General features: G+C 56.6%; 16 protein-coding genes. 6 read left to right on the top strand and 10 right to left on the bottom strand.

All coding sequences use genetic code 11. From position 1 onward, the window contains the following. Positions 1-15 precede the first annotated feature (15 nt). The 7 genes from Q0802_RS15975 to Q0802_RS15945 form a co-directional block, all read right to left on the bottom strand. Positions 16-1,752, bottom strand: coding sequence for a tetratricopeptide repeat protein (locus Q0802_RS15975; RefSeq protein WP_298920063.1), 1,737 nt, complete (start codon positions 1,750-1,752; stop codon positions 16-18). A 46-nt stretch (positions 1,753-1,798) separates the two neighbouring features. Then, positions 1,799-2,419 carry a GNAT family protein gene (locus Q0802_RS15970; protein WP_298920061.1) on the bottom strand — a complete coding sequence of 207 codons (621 nt, stop codon included), beginning with the start codon at positions 2,417-2,419 and terminating at the stop codon, positions 1,799-1,801. Positions 2,420-2,681: 262 nt separating this feature from the next. Next, positions 2,682-3,248 carry a TetR/AcrR family transcriptional regulator gene (locus Q0802_RS15965; protein ID WP_298920059.1) on the bottom strand — a complete coding sequence of 189 codons (567 nt, stop codon included), beginning with the start codon at positions 3,246-3,248 and terminating at the stop codon, positions 2,682-2,684. Positions 3,249-3,266: 18 nt separating this feature from the next. Then, entirely contained in the window at positions 3,267-4,385 is a 1,119-nt protein-coding gene (locus Q0802_RS15960) for an FAD-dependent oxidoreductase (protein ID WP_298920057.1), read from the bottom strand. Further along, positions 4,363-5,031 carry a cupin domain-containing protein gene (locus tag Q0802_RS15955; RefSeq protein WP_298920055.1) on the bottom strand — a complete coding sequence of 223 codons (669 nt, stop codon included), beginning with the start codon at positions 5,029-5,031 and terminating at the stop codon, positions 4,363-4,365. The genes Q0802_RS15960 and Q0802_RS15955 overlap by 23 nt, the downstream gene beginning before the upstream one ends. 33 nt (positions 5,032-5,064) lie before the next feature. After that, a complete protein-coding gene (locus Q0802_RS15950; protein WP_298920053.1) occupies positions 5,065-5,685 on the bottom strand; it encodes a glutathione S-transferase in 621 nt (206 codons plus the stop codon). A 209-nt stretch (positions 5,686-5,894) separates the two neighbouring features. After that, on the bottom strand, positions 5,895-6,680 hold the full coding sequence (locus Q0802_RS15945; protein WP_298920051.1) for a cysteine hydrolase: 786 nt from the start codon (positions 6,678-6,680) through the stop codon (positions 5,895-5,897). Positions 6,681-6,849: 169 nt separating this feature from the next. Here Q0802_RS15945 and Q0802_RS15940 point away from each other — a divergent pair, with 169 nt between their 5' ends. Next, positions 6,850-7,761 carry an AraC family transcriptional regulator gene (locus Q0802_RS15940; protein WP_298920050.1) on the top strand — a complete coding sequence of 304 codons (912 nt, stop codon included), beginning with the start codon at positions 6,850-6,852 and terminating at the stop codon, positions 7,759-7,761. 19 nt (positions 7,762-7,780) lie between these two features. On the opposite strand, the gene Q0802_RS15935 is transcribed toward Q0802_RS15940, so the two are convergent. Beyond that, positions 7,781-8,158, bottom strand: coding sequence for a YbaN family protein (locus Q0802_RS15935; protein ID WP_298920048.1), 378 nt, complete (start codon positions 8,156-8,158; stop codon positions 7,781-7,783). 162 nt (positions 8,159-8,320) lie between these two features. On the opposite strand from Q0802_RS15935, the gene Q0802_RS15930 reads away from it, so the two are divergent. After that, the gene (locus Q0802_RS15930) at positions 8,321-9,307 is read left to right on the top strand and encodes a TIM barrel protein (protein ID WP_298920046.1); all 987 of its coding nucleotides are present in this window, start codon (positions 8,321-8,323) and stop codon (positions 9,305-9,307) included. Next, the gene (locus tag Q0802_RS15925; RefSeq protein WP_298920044.1) at positions 9,304-10,149 is read left to right on the top strand and encodes a PfkB family carbohydrate kinase; all 846 of its coding nucleotides are present in this window, start codon (positions 9,304-9,306) and stop codon (positions 10,147-10,149) included. Before Q0802_RS15930 ends, Q0802_RS15925 begins: the two co-directional genes overlap by 4 nt. On the opposite strand, the gene Q0802_RS15920 is transcribed toward Q0802_RS15925, so the two are convergent. Next, the gene (locus Q0802_RS15920) at positions 10,134-10,976 is read right to left on the bottom strand and encodes an amidohydrolase family protein (protein ID WP_298920042.1); all 843 of its coding nucleotides are present in this window, start codon (positions 10,974-10,976) and stop codon (positions 10,134-10,136) included. The two genes, Q0802_RS15925 and Q0802_RS15920, sit on opposite strands and share 16 nt — an antisense overlap. A 123-nt stretch (positions 10,977-11,099) precedes the next feature. Between Q0802_RS15920 and Q0802_RS15915 the strand changes: the two genes are divergently transcribed. Genes Q0802_RS15915 through Q0802_RS15905 form a run of 3 tightly spaced genes read left to right on the top strand, consistent with a single transcriptional unit; the run spans position 11,100 to position 14,481 of the window. Further along, entirely contained in the window at positions 11,100-11,900 is an 801-nt protein-coding gene (locus Q0802_RS15915; protein WP_298920040.1) for a BtpA/SgcQ family protein, read from the top strand. Beyond that, positions 11,897-12,991 (top strand): M42 family metallopeptidase, encoded by a 1,095-nt coding sequence (locus Q0802_RS15910; protein ID WP_298920038.1) that lies wholly within the window; start codon positions 11,897-11,899, stop codon positions 12,989-12,991. The genes Q0802_RS15915 and Q0802_RS15910 overlap by 4 nt, the downstream gene beginning before the upstream one ends. After that, positions 12,991-14,481, top strand: a complete 1,491-nt coding sequence (locus tag Q0802_RS15905) for an FGGY-family carbohydrate kinase (protein WP_298920036.1) — start codon at positions 12,991-12,993, stop codon at positions 14,479-14,481. The genes Q0802_RS15910 and Q0802_RS15905 overlap by 1 nt, the downstream gene beginning before the upstream one ends. On the opposite strand, the gene Q0802_RS15900 is transcribed toward Q0802_RS15905, so the two are convergent. Further along, positions 14,471-14,869, bottom strand: coding sequence for a hypothetical protein (locus tag Q0802_RS15900; protein WP_298920033.1), 399 nt, complete (start codon positions 14,867-14,869; stop codon positions 14,471-14,473). The two genes, Q0802_RS15905 and Q0802_RS15900, sit on opposite strands and share 11 nt — an antisense overlap. Positions 14,870-14,873 lie beyond the last annotated feature (4 nt).

The following is a 14,873-nucleotide window of genomic DNA, read 5'->3' as shown; positions in this document are numbered from 1 at the left end:
GCTGGCATTCCGCTTCTAAAGGCCCGCGCGTTTTAACCCATCGAGGAAGTGGTGCACATCTTCCTCGAACTTGTCAGGTTGGACGTCGGCCCAGCGATCAACGGAGAAGTTGGGGTGCGCCTGACGTACAAGCTCTGCTTGGGCGTTCGCCTCTTTCGTCATGCCAAGATGGCCGTAGCTTGCAGCAAGGATGCGCCGGCCTTCGGTAGGGTTCTGCATCTTCTTGATCGTGCTGATCGCGTCTTCATAGCGCTTCAGGTTGAAATAGGCCCCGCCCAGATGCCAGATGTATTGGTCAGGGTAAAACGGGTTGAGACGCATCGCCTTGTGCAGCAATTCAATGGCTTCTTCCGAGCGTCCCGTATGTGCAAGCGCGTCAGCCATGTCTGACATCAAGTCGGCATCATTGGGATTGAGTTTCAGAGCGCGGTCGTAGGCGTTGATCGCCGCGTCGTGCTCTTTGCGGTACAGATGTGCAAAGCCCAGCTCTCCAAATCCGCGCGCATCGGATTCGTCGAGATCAATCGCTTCACGGGCGAAACTCAGCGCATCATCCAAAGCAATGTCGGGTTTTTCGGCCCAGTCATAGCGCCAATCCAGATTGTAGGTTCTGGATTTTGCGGCATACGCACGGGCGTAGCGCGCATCACTTCCAATTGCGTTCTCGTAGAGATCGCGCGCATGACGCACTTCCGGCTGCGTGTATTTCAGAACATGCCGGTGCCCCTTGAGCACAAATCCGTAAGCCATGAGATTTGCAGGTGGCAGCAGGCGCATCCTCTCGCGTTCCGTCGCCTCAATTCTGGCAGCGGTGGCCGATACGATGATCTGCGTGATCTCGTCCTGCAAATCAAAGATATCTTCGACGTCTCGATTGTAGTGCTCACCCCAGATCGTCCTGTCCTGAAGGGCATCCAGCAATTGCAGCGTAATGCGTATCCTTGAACCGGCTTTGCGCACGGTGCCATCGACAGCGTAGCGAACGCCCAATTCGCGCGCCGCCTGCGCGGGTGATTTTGAGCGGTCGGCAAACATGTTCGCTGATCCGCGGGCAATCACGAAAAACTCCTGAAACCGCGACAGATTGGTCGTCACATCTTCAGTCAAGCCCTCTGCAAACCACTGGTCGTCCTGATTGCTGCCCTGAAAGCCAAAAGGCAAAACGACGATGGACTGGTTGGCAACGGGGCGTTCTTTGAACTCCGCTGAATTTTCCAGATTGCGCCTTAGCCCCGGTGTCATTGCCGCCGTCGTCGGGTTTTCATGAACTTGAAAAACGTCAATGGTCCGGCCGATGTTCTTGAAATCCTGACCGCCAAGATACTCATAGCCGTATTTCAGCTTGTTGCAGACATGGTCGTAGGCTGCACCGGAAATGCAAACCTGACCGGGCGCGGCAAAGGCTTCGATCCGGGCGGCGATATTGATGCTTTCGCCAGTGATCTCGTCACCGCTGATGAGAATTTCACCAAGGTTTATGCCAAATCGGAACCAGACCTGCTCCTCTTCGGGCAGGCCGTCGTTTTCACCGGCAAGGGTTTTCTGCATTTCGATTGCAAAGGTGACGGCATCTACAGCGCTTTCAAAGACCATGAAGGCGTTGTCACCTGCCGACCCCTTGAATTCGCCGGAATAGGATCGGATCGCATCGCGGAACTTTTCAAGCCTGCTTGCTACCGAGATCGTTGTTCCGACCTCGTCGACACTCATCATACTGCTGAAATTCGCGACGTCGGCAAAGACGACCGCCACAAGGCGCCGCCTTAGATTCTTTTCAGACCCAGCATTTTGAGCGGTGTTATTCACGTTCCTCTTTCCAACAGGTCGGTACAAACGATAGCTTGCAGGATTCGGTCACATTCTCAACCACCTGATGTCGGTTCGCTATCCATTCTGAGCCCAGAATACCAGCGATAACGATATCTTTTCTGACGCCACTCGAAAACCAGCCCTCGCGGAAACGGCCTTCTTCGGAAAACCCTACCTTTTGGAGCGCGCGTTGGGTCGCCGCGTTGTCATCCCGAAAAAAGGTTGTCACCCGGTGCAACCGCAGTTGTCTGAACGCCAGATCCAGGATTGAGATGGTCATCGCGGTGGCCAGCCCTTTTTGTCGGAAATCGCGCGCGACGAAAAACGGCAACACGGCGTCGCCTTGGATGTAATTCACCGATTCCAGGCCGGCAATTCCAAGCGGCTCCTGATTTTCGTCTTCGGCGATAAACCAATAGGCGCAGGGAATGCCCTCGCAAAGCATGGATTTCCGCCAGTTTTGCTGCAATGCATCTTCGCTGATTGGCATGGGGAGGGATCTGTCGAAAAGGGCAGCGTCCGCAAAATTCCAGAACCAATCGCTGATACGTGAAATATCGTCGAGCCCGAGAGGGCGCCACGTAATCGCGCCTGAAGTGCCATTTTCCATGTCCAATATCCTAACAACCAAGCCCTGAAAATCTCATCGTCCAATGCGCATTCACTGGGGATGGGGGGTGGTCGAAAAAGTACAACTAACTGGTTAATGGGAATTATTACTACCGTACACGTCTGAAAAGCAATGAAATTACTCAACGCAAACGAGAATCTGATCCTATGCGCTGCGGGCAGAGATCCATCCTGCCGCCGTGGTCAGATGCGGACAGGCGCGTTCTTCGCCGATCGGTGAGGCGACGAACTGCCGTCAATGATCAATGCGTTCGATCCAAAAGCAGGCTCAGCGCCTTTTCGTAAAGGGCCATGTCTTCCTCTGCGCGAGCGGCAAGTTGCGCGCCTTCCAGCAAGGACAGGGTCGCGGCGGCTTCGCGCTCCGGGTCAGAGACCGCGCGAATTGTGCCATCGCTTTTCCCAAGCTCGAATACGGTAGCGATCCACTTCAGCATCATCAGGCGGAAAAGTTTAATCTCCGCGATGACGTCGCGATGAAGACTTGCCCTGCTGGCAGAGAAGGAGACGCATAGGCAAAGACTTTTTCCACCTCTCAGCGCGTCACGATAGACGCCAACAAGCGCCAGCAGCCGATCCCGCCCGGATGTATAGGTGTCGTCGATTTGTTGACAAGCGCTCTCTAATCCCAGGCGATATCGCTGCATCATGGCCACTGAAAGAGCGGCCTTGGTGGCAAAATGATGGTGGATACTGGCCTTGCGAATGCCGACATCCTCAGCCAGATCGGCATAGCTGAAACCATCAAAACCCTGGCTGCGCGCTGCGCGTTCTGCTGAATCGAGTAGAGCCGTTTTCGTGTCGGTTGGCATGGCGAGAGCACCCATCTGTTAGGTATTCAGGTCATTAAACGCATTTTCAGCGGCTTCCAATGCTCCTTCGAGAAAGCCTCCGAAATAGGGTGCTACTTCGGTCCCGCCGAGGACGAGCGTGTTGGCCCACAAATGCTTCATCGCGTCAGGAAGACCGTAGGCGGGATGGGCAAAAAGCGGTGCGTGATCCTGTTGCGTTGCCGTCCGATGATCTTGCGCCCAATCCTTGATGTAAACGACGCGCGGTTTGCGCGCCTCGGAACCAAACAACCGTTCCAACTGCGACACCACTCCTTCACGGAGCTTGGCCTCGTCGTGACGCGCGTCAACGGGTAACCCGATGAACCCGAACAACGCAAAGGGGCCGTCCTCTGCGGGGGATGCATCATGTATCTCAACCATTGGTCCACGACGGCTCATGGCATCGACAGAGAAGCCCGCGTCGCGCCAAAATGCGGAATCGTAGATCACAAGGGCCTTTGCTTGCCCGGCCATCCAGGTGGGAATGGCCTGCATCGCTCGGGCCACGGTCGGGTCGAGCGCAGGGGAAAAGCGGATGGTGTTTGCTGCGAGGCGCGGGGGAAGCGCCAGTACCACCTGACGCGCCGTGATCGTAAATCCGTTCGACAGATCAGCTGTCGCGCCATCCATTTTTTTTGAAAGGCCGGTTACAGATACGCCGAGAGTTTTTCGTTGCTCCGGGATGGCGTCAGCAAGCGCATCGGTCAAAGCCCGCATGCCTCCCTGCACTCTGATCGAGCCTTGCATAGGGGCGTGCCCCCGGGCTCGCTGAATACGTCCGGCTTCATCCTCGGCAATTAGCAGGCCCGTGCAAAACTGATCGAACGGGGTCAACCGCAGGCGTTTAACAAGCGCCGCCATGCGCGGTTGACCGGGCCAATACCATGCAGGGCCCATGTCATATCTGGCGCCGCCGAAGCTTTCCGTCTTGATCCGTCCGCCAAATCGATTGCGGGCCTCGACGATCTGGAAATCTCGGCCTGCGGCCCCCAGGCGGTCTGCCAGGCTCAACCCCGCCAAACCACCTCCGATGATCAGGACATCGGTCTTCACACGCTTGCCGCCCACGTCGTTCGATGCACCGGAGATACCGTCAGAGTTTTGGGGCCTTGGCATGTGGTAAATGGCCTGATTTGATCCAGACTTTTGCGCCTTGACTTCCGGCGGTTGCAGACAGCGCAGCCCCTTCGGGGAGCCTTAGCCAGGATCCTTTCTCAAGCTCCTCACCACTCTCTGACATCGTGCCGTCGATCATCAGCACTTCGATTCCACCTTCTGCTTCAAGAGCAAGATCCGCTCCGGCATCCAGGACAATGTAGCTTACGGTCTCTCTTTCGTCCTGATGCAGTATCGCCTGCGCGACGCCGTTCGTTGGGGTGGTCAATTCCCCTGCCATATCCTTGCGGAATTGATTGCGGTCAGCCATGTCGAACTGCCATAGTTTGACAAAGATTGTGCATCCCGACACGGAACCGGGCGTGTGGCTGGTGGTTGGTGGATTGCGTACATATGTGCCGGCGGGATAGTCCCCATGCTCGTCCTGAAAGACGCCATCCAGCACGATGAATTCCTCACCACCTGTGTGTGTATGCGCAGAAAACCGGCTCTCCGGCGCATAGCGCACAATCGTAGTGGCGCGGGCCACCTCGCCACCGATGCGATCAAGCATACGTCGGTCAACGCCTGGCATCGGGGAGGCTTGCCACGGTATTTTATCCGAGTGCACGACAACCCGCTGGGTGAAATCTGCGTTCAGTTCCATATTTGGTTTTCCTTTGATCGGGTGCCGCGCGGCTTAGCCGGCAATGCTGGGGCGGGCTGCAACTTTGGTGCGCCAAGCTGAGAGATGAATCAAGTCTGAGGGGACCTCGATCTTGGCGAAGTCGGCAAAGATGAGGCCAGCAAATGCGGTGATATCGGCCATCGAGAACGTCTCACCAGCCAAGTAGCCACTTCTCGTCAAAACACCGTCGAGGTAAGCCATGGTCTCCAGTGCCTTACCCTTTTGTCTCTGACCCCACTCCGCGTTTTGATAGGTCTCAAGATCCGGGCCAAGACCGGGCGTTGCATGGTGGAAGTAGGCACCCACTGCATCAAGCAGGCCGGATTCCGCGCGTCGGTTCATCATCGAGATTTGCGCACGTTCCCGCGCAGTTTCACCGGTCAGGGAAGGCCCTTCGAAAGTGCCATCGATGTATTCGGTGATGGCTGTACATTGCGAGATGCAGAACCCGTCATCCAATTCTAGGCAGGGCACTGCTGCATCGGGGTTCTTTGCTTTGAAAGCGTCGGACCGATGCTCGCCAGCCATCACATCAACGGCAACGAATTCGACATGCTGGGATGCGTTTTTTTCCGCCAACGCAATGCGAACCCGCGCTGGGTTTGGGAAACCTTCGATATCGTAAACTTTCATTTGAGAACCTCGTTCGAATCTTTTGATGTGAGAAACCTACTAGTAGGTAGCTAAGTTTACAATATGTGAATCGAGATTTTTCTCGGGCTGGGTCGGATATGAATTGTGAAGGTAAACCGGGTCTGTTCGCCGCCATCATCTGCGGCTGGTTTTGACACTAACGGTCGACCGCCCCGGGTTCCGTTCGGGGCGGTCTGTCGCAGCGTCGATTATCCGGCGGCACTGATCATTTGCACTGCTTCTTCCGTGCTCCAGACCGCGTTGGCCATATAGCGAAAATTGATCAACGCCGCGAGATAACCATCGCCTTCGGGTAACATTGCTGCTGCGGTCGCATCGCGCACGACGGCAACCTCAAAACCATCTTCGAGTAATTCACGCATGTGGCTTTCGGTGCATAGGTTTGCTGACATACCCGCCAGGATTACTTGATCAACGCCTTGTTTGCGCAATTGCAGAGACAGATCGTTGGTGTCGTTTCCGTAGACCTTGTGAGGGGAGGTTACGATGGTTTTTCCGTCTTCAATATAGGGTTTGTATTGCGGCATGAAATCCGCGCCAGACCCCTCAAAACCATCCAGATTGGTAGGTCCTTTTCTGTCGAACATGCCAATCTTGTGCATCAACTTCTCCAGTGCACCTTCAAATTTCCACCCATGGTCGGTCGGATAGTAATAGTGGGGCGACACTGCCACCGTGATGTTTGCTGCTTTTGCTGCTTTGAAAAGTGTCTCGATGTTCTCAACGGTATTGTGCTCGGTCACACTGGCACCAATCACCCCCCAGGTTACGCCCTCGGGGTGCAGAAAGTCGATCTGAGGATCTGTCACGACCAATGCCGCACGGCTGAGGTCGAGCTTCATGTCGGACGGCGGCAGCGCCGGTTCTGACGGCGGGGCATAAGGACTGGCAGCCTGTGCGGAGGCAGTTTGCGCGCCAGCGGCAGTTGCTGCTGCGGCGACGATGCCGCCCTTCAGGGCGGCGCGTCTTGACATTGCAGCATCCTTGCGGCTGGGGTTGTGATCATCGCAATTGCACATTTTATTCTCCTGAGGTTTGGGTCACCTCGAGAATTTAGCCATAGAGATGTCTCTTTTTGTCCAATTTTTGACCCCTTGGGAAAATTCTCGTGCCTTTTCGTCCATCGCGCCGCATTGTCAGGCTATGCGCTATGAACATATTTTCGATGAGCTTGAAATTGCGTCCAACCCGTTCGCCCTGTGCGAGCTGCGAGGCAGCTGCGATCTTGGACTTGGTCGAGATGCCGCGCCTACGTTGCACTATATTCTGTCGGGTGAGGGCGAGATCACCCTGAACGGTCAGGCATCCCTTCGCGTATCGACCGGATCTCTCGTTTTGATTCCGGCACTGCAGAGCCACGCCTTGCATAGCTATGGCACGGTCAATGAGCCTATTCCGGATTGCAAGCCAGCGGCGCTGAACCTGGCCCGCTTGATGGCGACATCTGCGACACCGCAGGACGGGCAGCTGATCGCCCTTTGTGCGCATATCAGCGTCGGACTGCGGGGGATCAGCGACGTCATTGATCTGGTGCGCGCGCCCCTGGTCGAGACCGTGACGGCGTCAAACAGGATGCACCCTGCAATGCAAGCACTTCTGCACGAGATATCAAGCCCGGGGCTTGGCAGCCGTGCAATGATCCGGGTGATTTTGATGCAATGCATGATCGAGATGTTGCGTAAGCGTCTGGCAGCCAATGATACGGCTCTTTACTGGATGGCGGCTCTTGCGGACCCGTCGGTCTGGAATGCACTGCGTCAGATGCTGGACGCTCCGGGGGAGCCACACACGGTCGAAAGCCTTGCAACAAGCGTCAGGATGAGCCGCTCTGCTTTTGCCCAGCGGTTCTCGGCAGCCTATGGGTCGGGGCCGATGGAGCTGTTGCGGGATTTGCGCATGCGGCGGGCAGCCATGTTGTTGAGTAAATCCGATTTGCCTGTGAAGCGCATCGCAGAACTGGTTGGGTTTTCATCTCGAAGCGCTTTCACACGCACGTTCGAGGCCAAAACTGGTCAGTCGCCAAGAGCTTATCGAGCCGCGTTACGAAACAATTGAGACCTCTAAGAAAAACGTTTTATCTCGGGCCGCTGGGTCGGGTCAGAACGAAAGCCCCCGCCAACCCCAAGCAAGCGGTCTGGACAAGCAACACAGCCGGTTTGACGTCAAGGGCAAAGCTGAGGGCAAGTGCAGCGCCCATCATGGCCACAGCCATGAGTTTGTGACGAGGCGCGATCGCGCCGTGTTCGCGCCATTGCGCTATGAGCGGGCCAAATGTCTGGCTTTGCTTCAGCCACGCCTCGAGGCGAGGAGAACTCCTGCCAAAGGCAAAGGCCGCCAGAATCACGAACGGAGTGGTTGGCAAGACGGGCAGCACGACCCCGATTCCACCAAAAAGCAGGGCCAATACACCGACGCAAAACCAAAACGTGCGAAAAAACCTACCTGAGTGCATGAATTTTGAGGTCTCCGTGACGCGTGCCTTCCTCGTCGTTAGCTGCTGGGCGTCGGGAATTCGAGCTTTTGCAAAATTTTTGTTGGTTGCGACTTTTGTTGGTTGCGGTGCCCGCCACATCAAAATTGCGTTTTGAGCTGTCGGCGGGCTAGGGTCTTTCATATGAACAATAATAATTCTCCCCGCTTTGCCGCCCGCCTGAATGCCTTCAAGATCGGGGCGGCTGACTACTGGCCCGGCAAGAACAAAATAACCACCGCTGACCTGCTGGAACGCGCTGCAATAGCGGGCCTCACGGCAGCGGATCTGAACTACCCCGATCATTTTGTTGACGACCGTCCGAATGATCTTGGCCGTGTCATGATGGAAAACGGCATGGTGCTGAATGGTATGGCCATGCGTTATTATACTGATCCGGGCTACAAGCTGGGCGCGTTCACACACCCCGATGCGGCCGTGCGCCGTGCCGCCATTGACGAAACGAAGCGGGGGCTTGATGTGCTGGCAGACATGGGCGGCCGGTTGATGACACTCTGGATGGGCCAGGATGGTTTCGATTACTCCTTTCAGATGGATTATGCGCAGGCCTGGGCGCGCACCATTGAGGCGATTATCGAGGTGTGTGACCACAATCCAGCGATCGACATTTCACTTGAATACAAACCCAACGAGCCGCGCGCTTTCGCGTTGATGCCGGATGTGGCAACCACTCTTTTGGCGATCAAGGAAATTGGCCGCTCCAACACGGGTGTGACGCTTGATTTTGCACACGTACTTTACGCTGATGAGATGCCCGCTTTTGCGGCTGCACTTGTTGCGCGCCACTCGCGCATTCTCGGCGTGCACCTGAATGACGGGTACGGAAAATGGGATAACGGCCTGATGGTCGGTGCGGTTCATCCGGTACAAACCGTTGAATTACTGGTTGAACTTGAGCGTGCAGGCTATGATGGGGCGCTCTATTTTGACACTTTCCCGGACCATTCAGGTCTAGATCCGGTTGAGGAGGCACGTACCAATATCGAGGTGGTGGAACGACTGCGGCGCATCGCAAGCCGGCTTATGGTGGATGCCCAGCTTGAAAAAGCAATCGCGCGTCAGGATGCGCCAGCGGCCATGCGCTTGGTGCAGGCGGTGATGTTGGCGTGACGCTTCTGGTCGTCGGATCATTGCATTGGGATGTGGTGGTGCGGGCACCGCATTTGCCATCGCTGGATGAGACCGTAGCGGGCTCAGCCGTAGACTACGTCTTTGGCGGCAAAGGAGGCAATCAGGCGGTTTCGGCGGCGCGCATGGGGGCTTCGGTCGTCTTTGCCGGGCGTGCCGGAGGCGACACCCTTGGGGATAAGCTCCGGGCTTCATTGCTCAGCGGCGGTGTCGATACATCCCAGCTTCAGCGAGATAGCGGCCCAAGTGGCATGAGCGTGGCCATTCTGGATGCAAAGGGTGATTATGGCGCAGTTATTGTGTCGGCAGCTAACCTCTTGATTGATGCGGACAAGATTGAAATCCCGACGCAGACATCCCTTGTTTTATTGCAAAACGAAGTACCTGAGGATGTCAATATTCGTGTGGCGCACAAAGCGCGCGCTGCCGGAGCCCGGGTCTGGTTGAATGCTGCGCCAGCAAGGCCGCTGCCGATTGAGCTGCTTCAGTTAACTGATCTGCTGGTCGTCAATCGGGTGGAAGCCGCGTTCTACCGGCATTTACAAGACGGTCCAAAAATTCTCACAACCCTTGGCCCGGAAGGGGTGTGCTACGCAGGGAATACCTACCCAGGCTTCAGCGTTGAGGTGACGTCCTCTCACGGTGCGGGGGATATGTTTATGGGTGCTTTGGCTGCGGCGGTCGACGGCGGCAAAACCATCGAAGGGGCCATCGACTTTGCTCAGGCGGCGGCAGCTTGCCACGTTGCCAGCCGTTTGGAGCAGCGTGCCGCCCTGTCGAGGGATGTCGTCAGTGATTTCCTGCTGGATCAGGGAAGACCATAGAACCGTGCGGCGTTATCACCGAAGATCGCAGCCTGTTCGTCGGAGGTCAGGTGCGACGTGAGCCCCATCGCAAGGTCATACCAGTCATCATAGCTCGCCTGTAGCCGACATACCGGCCAGTCGGATCCCCACATAACCCGTTTGGGTCCAAACGCGTTCAGGATGTGCCGGGCAAAGGGGCGCAAATCTTCCACGGACCAACCGTCGCGGGTTTCCGTGACGAGGCCCGAAAGTTTGCAATACGCTTCGGTTTGATCCGCCAGACGCGATATCCCTTCCGCCCAGTCCGAATACGCATCATCACCGGCTTGCTGATCTCGGATTTGTGGCTTCATGCAATGATCAAGAACCACCCTCATGCTCGGATAGGATTTCACCAGCTGCAGGAAATTTGGCAGATGTTTGGGGAACCCCAGCGCATCGAAGGTGAGATCAAGATCAATGAGAGCCCGGTAGGCCCATTGAACGTCCTCTCGCAGCATCCAGTTAACATCGGCAATGTCTTGGATCATTGGCCTGACGCCCAGGAATTTCGGGTGGGCTGCCAGCCGCCGAAGATGCGAAATCTGACGGTCATCCTCAAAATTGATCCATCCGACAACGCCTTTGATGGAGGGTGTCGCATCCGCCATGCCCAGCATGTATTCGGTTTCTTCAATGGTTGCAGCCGCCTGAACGAGCACGGTGCCCTCAAATCCGTGTTTCGCGAGTTTTGGAGCGAGGTCATCGGGGGCATAGGGTCTGTTCAAAATGGCGTTGTCCTTGGGCATCCAATCGTAGTCGCCGCGCGCGGGGTTCCAGAAATGTTGATGCGCGTCGATTTTCATGAAGGTGCTTTCCTATTCTTTGCTGCCAAGTGAGGGGGCTTGACTGGCTAGTACGCAGCTTACTCCAGTTTCTCTTTGCGTGAACCCTTTGCCCCTCTTACTGTCGGGTGCGGAGGATATTTGATGACGAAAAAATTCAAAGAAGCTTTTGGGCAGGCAAAGCCGGTCATTGGGATGGTCCATATTGGTGCCTTGCCCGGATCGCCGCTATTTGATCCCTCTGTTGACTTATTGGCGCTGGCCCGGGCTGATTTGCATGCGCTTCAGGACGCGGGTTTTGATGCGGTCATGTTCGGTAATGAAAATGACCGACCCTACGAATTCGAAGTTGATACTGTATCGACGGCCACCATGGCCGCGCTCATTGGTGCCTTGAAATCCGAGATCACCGTGCCATTCGGCGTGAACGTGCTGTGGGATCCCATGTCGAGCATCGCATTGGGGGTCGCAACCGGAGCCGCCTTTGTACGGGAGATTTTCACGGGCACATATGCTTCTGATATGGGCCTCTGGACACCTGATGCAGGCAAGGCGATGCGCTACCGTGATCGGTTGGGGCGCCCGGACATGGCGATGCTCTACAATGTCTCGGCCGAATTCGCCCATTCGCTTGATCAACGTAGCCTCGCGGACCGCGCGCGGAGTGCCGTATTTTCTTCCATCCCCGACGCCATTCTCGTCTCGGGTCAGATTACCGGAGAGGCGGCGGCCTTGTCGGATCTGGAAGCCGTGAAAAAAGTGCTGCCCCAGACGCCCGTGATGGCCAATACCGGGGTCAAACATGCGACGGTTGCCGATGTATTGGCAATCGCTGATGGCTGTATCGTTGGATCCTCATTGAAGGTCGATGGCGATACTTGGAACGCCATCGACCCGGACCGCGCCCAGGAATTCATGGATATCGTACGCCGGGCGCGCGCATGAAGCAGAGGATCAAGGATGATCTCGCAGCGCTCATGCGTGTTCCCGGCCTTTCAGGCCACGAGGATCGCGTGCGCCGCCATCTGCGTGACCGGCTGACGGAGATCGGCGTCGAGAGCCATACCGACAGACTGGGAAATCTGACGGCTCATTTCCCTGGCACAGGGCCGCGCGTGATGCTGTTCACCCATATGGACCAGCTTGGCTTCATCGTCAGACGGATCGAACCGGACGGGTTGATCAGGTTGGAGCGGTTGGGGGGTGTGCCCGAGCGGGCCTTGGCCGCGCAGGAGGTGCTCGTATGTGTCGGGGAAGGGCGCGATGTGCCAGGTGTCATCGCGAACAAGAGCCATCACGCGACCCGCCCGGACGAGAAATACACAGTTGCGCCCTACGCGGAGCTTTTCGTCGACACCGGGATGTCCTCGGCGGCAGAGGTCGACGCAGCGGGTATTCGGATCGGTACGCCGGTCGTTTATGCGCCGCACGTGACCGAATTGCAGGGCGAACGCCTTGCCGGGACAAGTGTGGATGACCGGGCCGGCTGTGCCGTGCTGCTGGAAGTGGCGCGTCGCCTCAAAGACCGCGCGGATGGCCCTCCAGTTGATCTGGCATTTACCGTGCTTGAGGAATTCAACTTGCGTGGCGCGCAGCCGCTGGCGCAACAGCTTCGGCCCGATATCGCGATCCAGCTTGACCTGATGCTGGCAACGGACACGCCCGATATGGCGGAGCGGGGGGATGTTGTATTGGGTGGTGGCCCCGGGATCAGTCTCTATTCGTTTCACGGACGCGGGACACTTAACGGCGTGATCCCGCACCCTGCCATGGTGCGTCTTTTTGAAACCACCGCTGAGGCAGAAGGGATCGCGTTGCAACGCTCTGCGCAAACGGGTGTTTTGACTGATCTGTCCTATGTGCAGCTTGTGGGTGAAGGCGTTGCGTCGATAGATGTCGGGTTTCCAATGCGCTATTCCCATTCGGCCCGTGAGGTTTGTGATGTGAATGACCTTGTTGCGCTGACGCAGCTTCTGGAGGCGGCACTGAGCCGCATCGCCCCGGATTTCTCACTGAACAGGGATGATTACACCTGATGGCCTACACGATCGGCATTGATGTCGGCACCTTTGAAACCAAGGGAGTTCTTGTCGATCACGCGGGGACTGTTATCGCGCAGGCTGCGCGCGGCCACCAGATGTTGGTGCCACAACCCGGCTGGGCAGAGCACCGACCGGAGGAGGATTGGTGGGGAGATTTTGTTTTTGTCTCTCAGCGATTGTTGGCGCAAAGCGATATTGACCCGCGCGACATAAAAGCTGTCGCATGCAGTGCCATTGGACCCTGCATGCTGCCGGTTGACACAGAGGGGAACCCGTTGATGAACGGGGTTCTTTATGGCGTGGATGGGCGTGCCGAAAAGCAGGTGCAGGCGCTGACGGATCGTATCGGAGAGGAGACGATCATCGCGCGCTGTGGCAACGCGCTGACCTCGCAGTCCGTCGGACCCAAAATCCTGTGGCTGAAACAGGAGTGCCCGGAAATTTATGCAAAAACGGCCCATATCCTGACGTCCACCAGTTTTCTGGTGCAGCGTCTGACCGGCGAGATCGTGATTGATCACTACACCGCCGCGAATTTCTCTCCGCTATATGACGTCACCACGCAATCCTGGGTCAGTGATATGGCAGATGATATTGTCCCTCTCGAAAAGCTGCCACGGTTGCTCTGGTCGGGCGAGATCGCCGGCGAAATTACGGCCGAAGCCGCCGAAGCAACGGGGCTGGCCGCGGGAACACCGGTCACTGCCGGTACAATCGACGCGGCGGCGGAGGCTTTCTCGGTCGGTGTCGACGGCCCAGGCGACATGATGATGATGTATGGCTCCACCATCTTTATCATTCTGCGAGCTGCGTCGCCGGTCAGCGATCCGGCAATCTGGTATGCCCCCTGGCTTTTTGAAGGAGAGCATGCCTCCATGGCCGGGCTGGCGACCTCCGGCACGCTGACCCATTGGTTTCGCGACCATATCGCACGTGATCTGGAGATGGAGGACGCCTTTTCCACTCTCGCACAAGAAGCGATGGCCTCCCCGCCGGGGGCCAATGGGCTCCTGCTTTTGCCCTATTTCTCGGGAGAACGCACGCCGATCCATGACATTAATGCAAAAGGTGCTTTCTTTGGTCTGAACCTGACACACACGCGTGGAGACATGTACCGCGCGCTCATCGAAGGTATTGCCTATGGCACGCGCCATGTAACGGATACCTTTGCAGATCTGGGGCAGCGACCTAAACGATTACTGGCTGTCGGCGGGGGGACGCAAAACCGTCTCTGGTTACAGGCGACGTCGGACATCTGTGGACTTGATCAGGTGGTTTGCGAGAAAACGACCGGCGCGAGTTACGGTGATGCCTTTCTCGCTGCATTGGCAATTGGCGTGGTGAAACGCGCAGATATTTCCGCGTGGAACCCGGTGTCGGAGACCATAGAGGCGGCAGGTGATCCGATCTACGAAAAACACTACGCGTTGTTCCGCAGGCTCTATGAACAAACCAAGGACTTAGCCGCTGAGCTTAGCGGTTGATCTGATACCAGATCACGATATCGGAAAATCGTGCACGCCCCTTTTTCATGTTAATGCGGAAGGCCACGCGATTGTTGTTCGGAATTCCCGCCGCAAGGGGAGAGCTGAAGCTGAACACTTCTGAATGACTTCGGGTGTGGCTCGCATTGAAATCCATATCGACGGCGATGAACCGCGTGTTGAGAAAAACATCGAATTCAACATCCGTGTAGGGGCGGATGTTGAACATGAGGATAGGTCTGCGCGCACCTGAAGAGATATGCAGGTCCGACGGCCAAATGAATGTATCGTCAATTGCGCGTGGGTAGGTTGGATTGGTCAGATCGTATTCGACGGTTTTGGACCCGTCCATCAGAACCTGATAATCGGCCAGTGATGTCGAGGCCATCTTT

It is taken from the genome of uncultured Roseobacter sp. (genome assembly GCF_947495275.1).
Lineage (GTDB): Bacteria > Pseudomonadota > Alphaproteobacteria > Rhodobacterales > Rhodobacteraceae > Roseobacter.
This window is presented reverse-complemented; position numbering and strand designations above follow the sequence as displayed.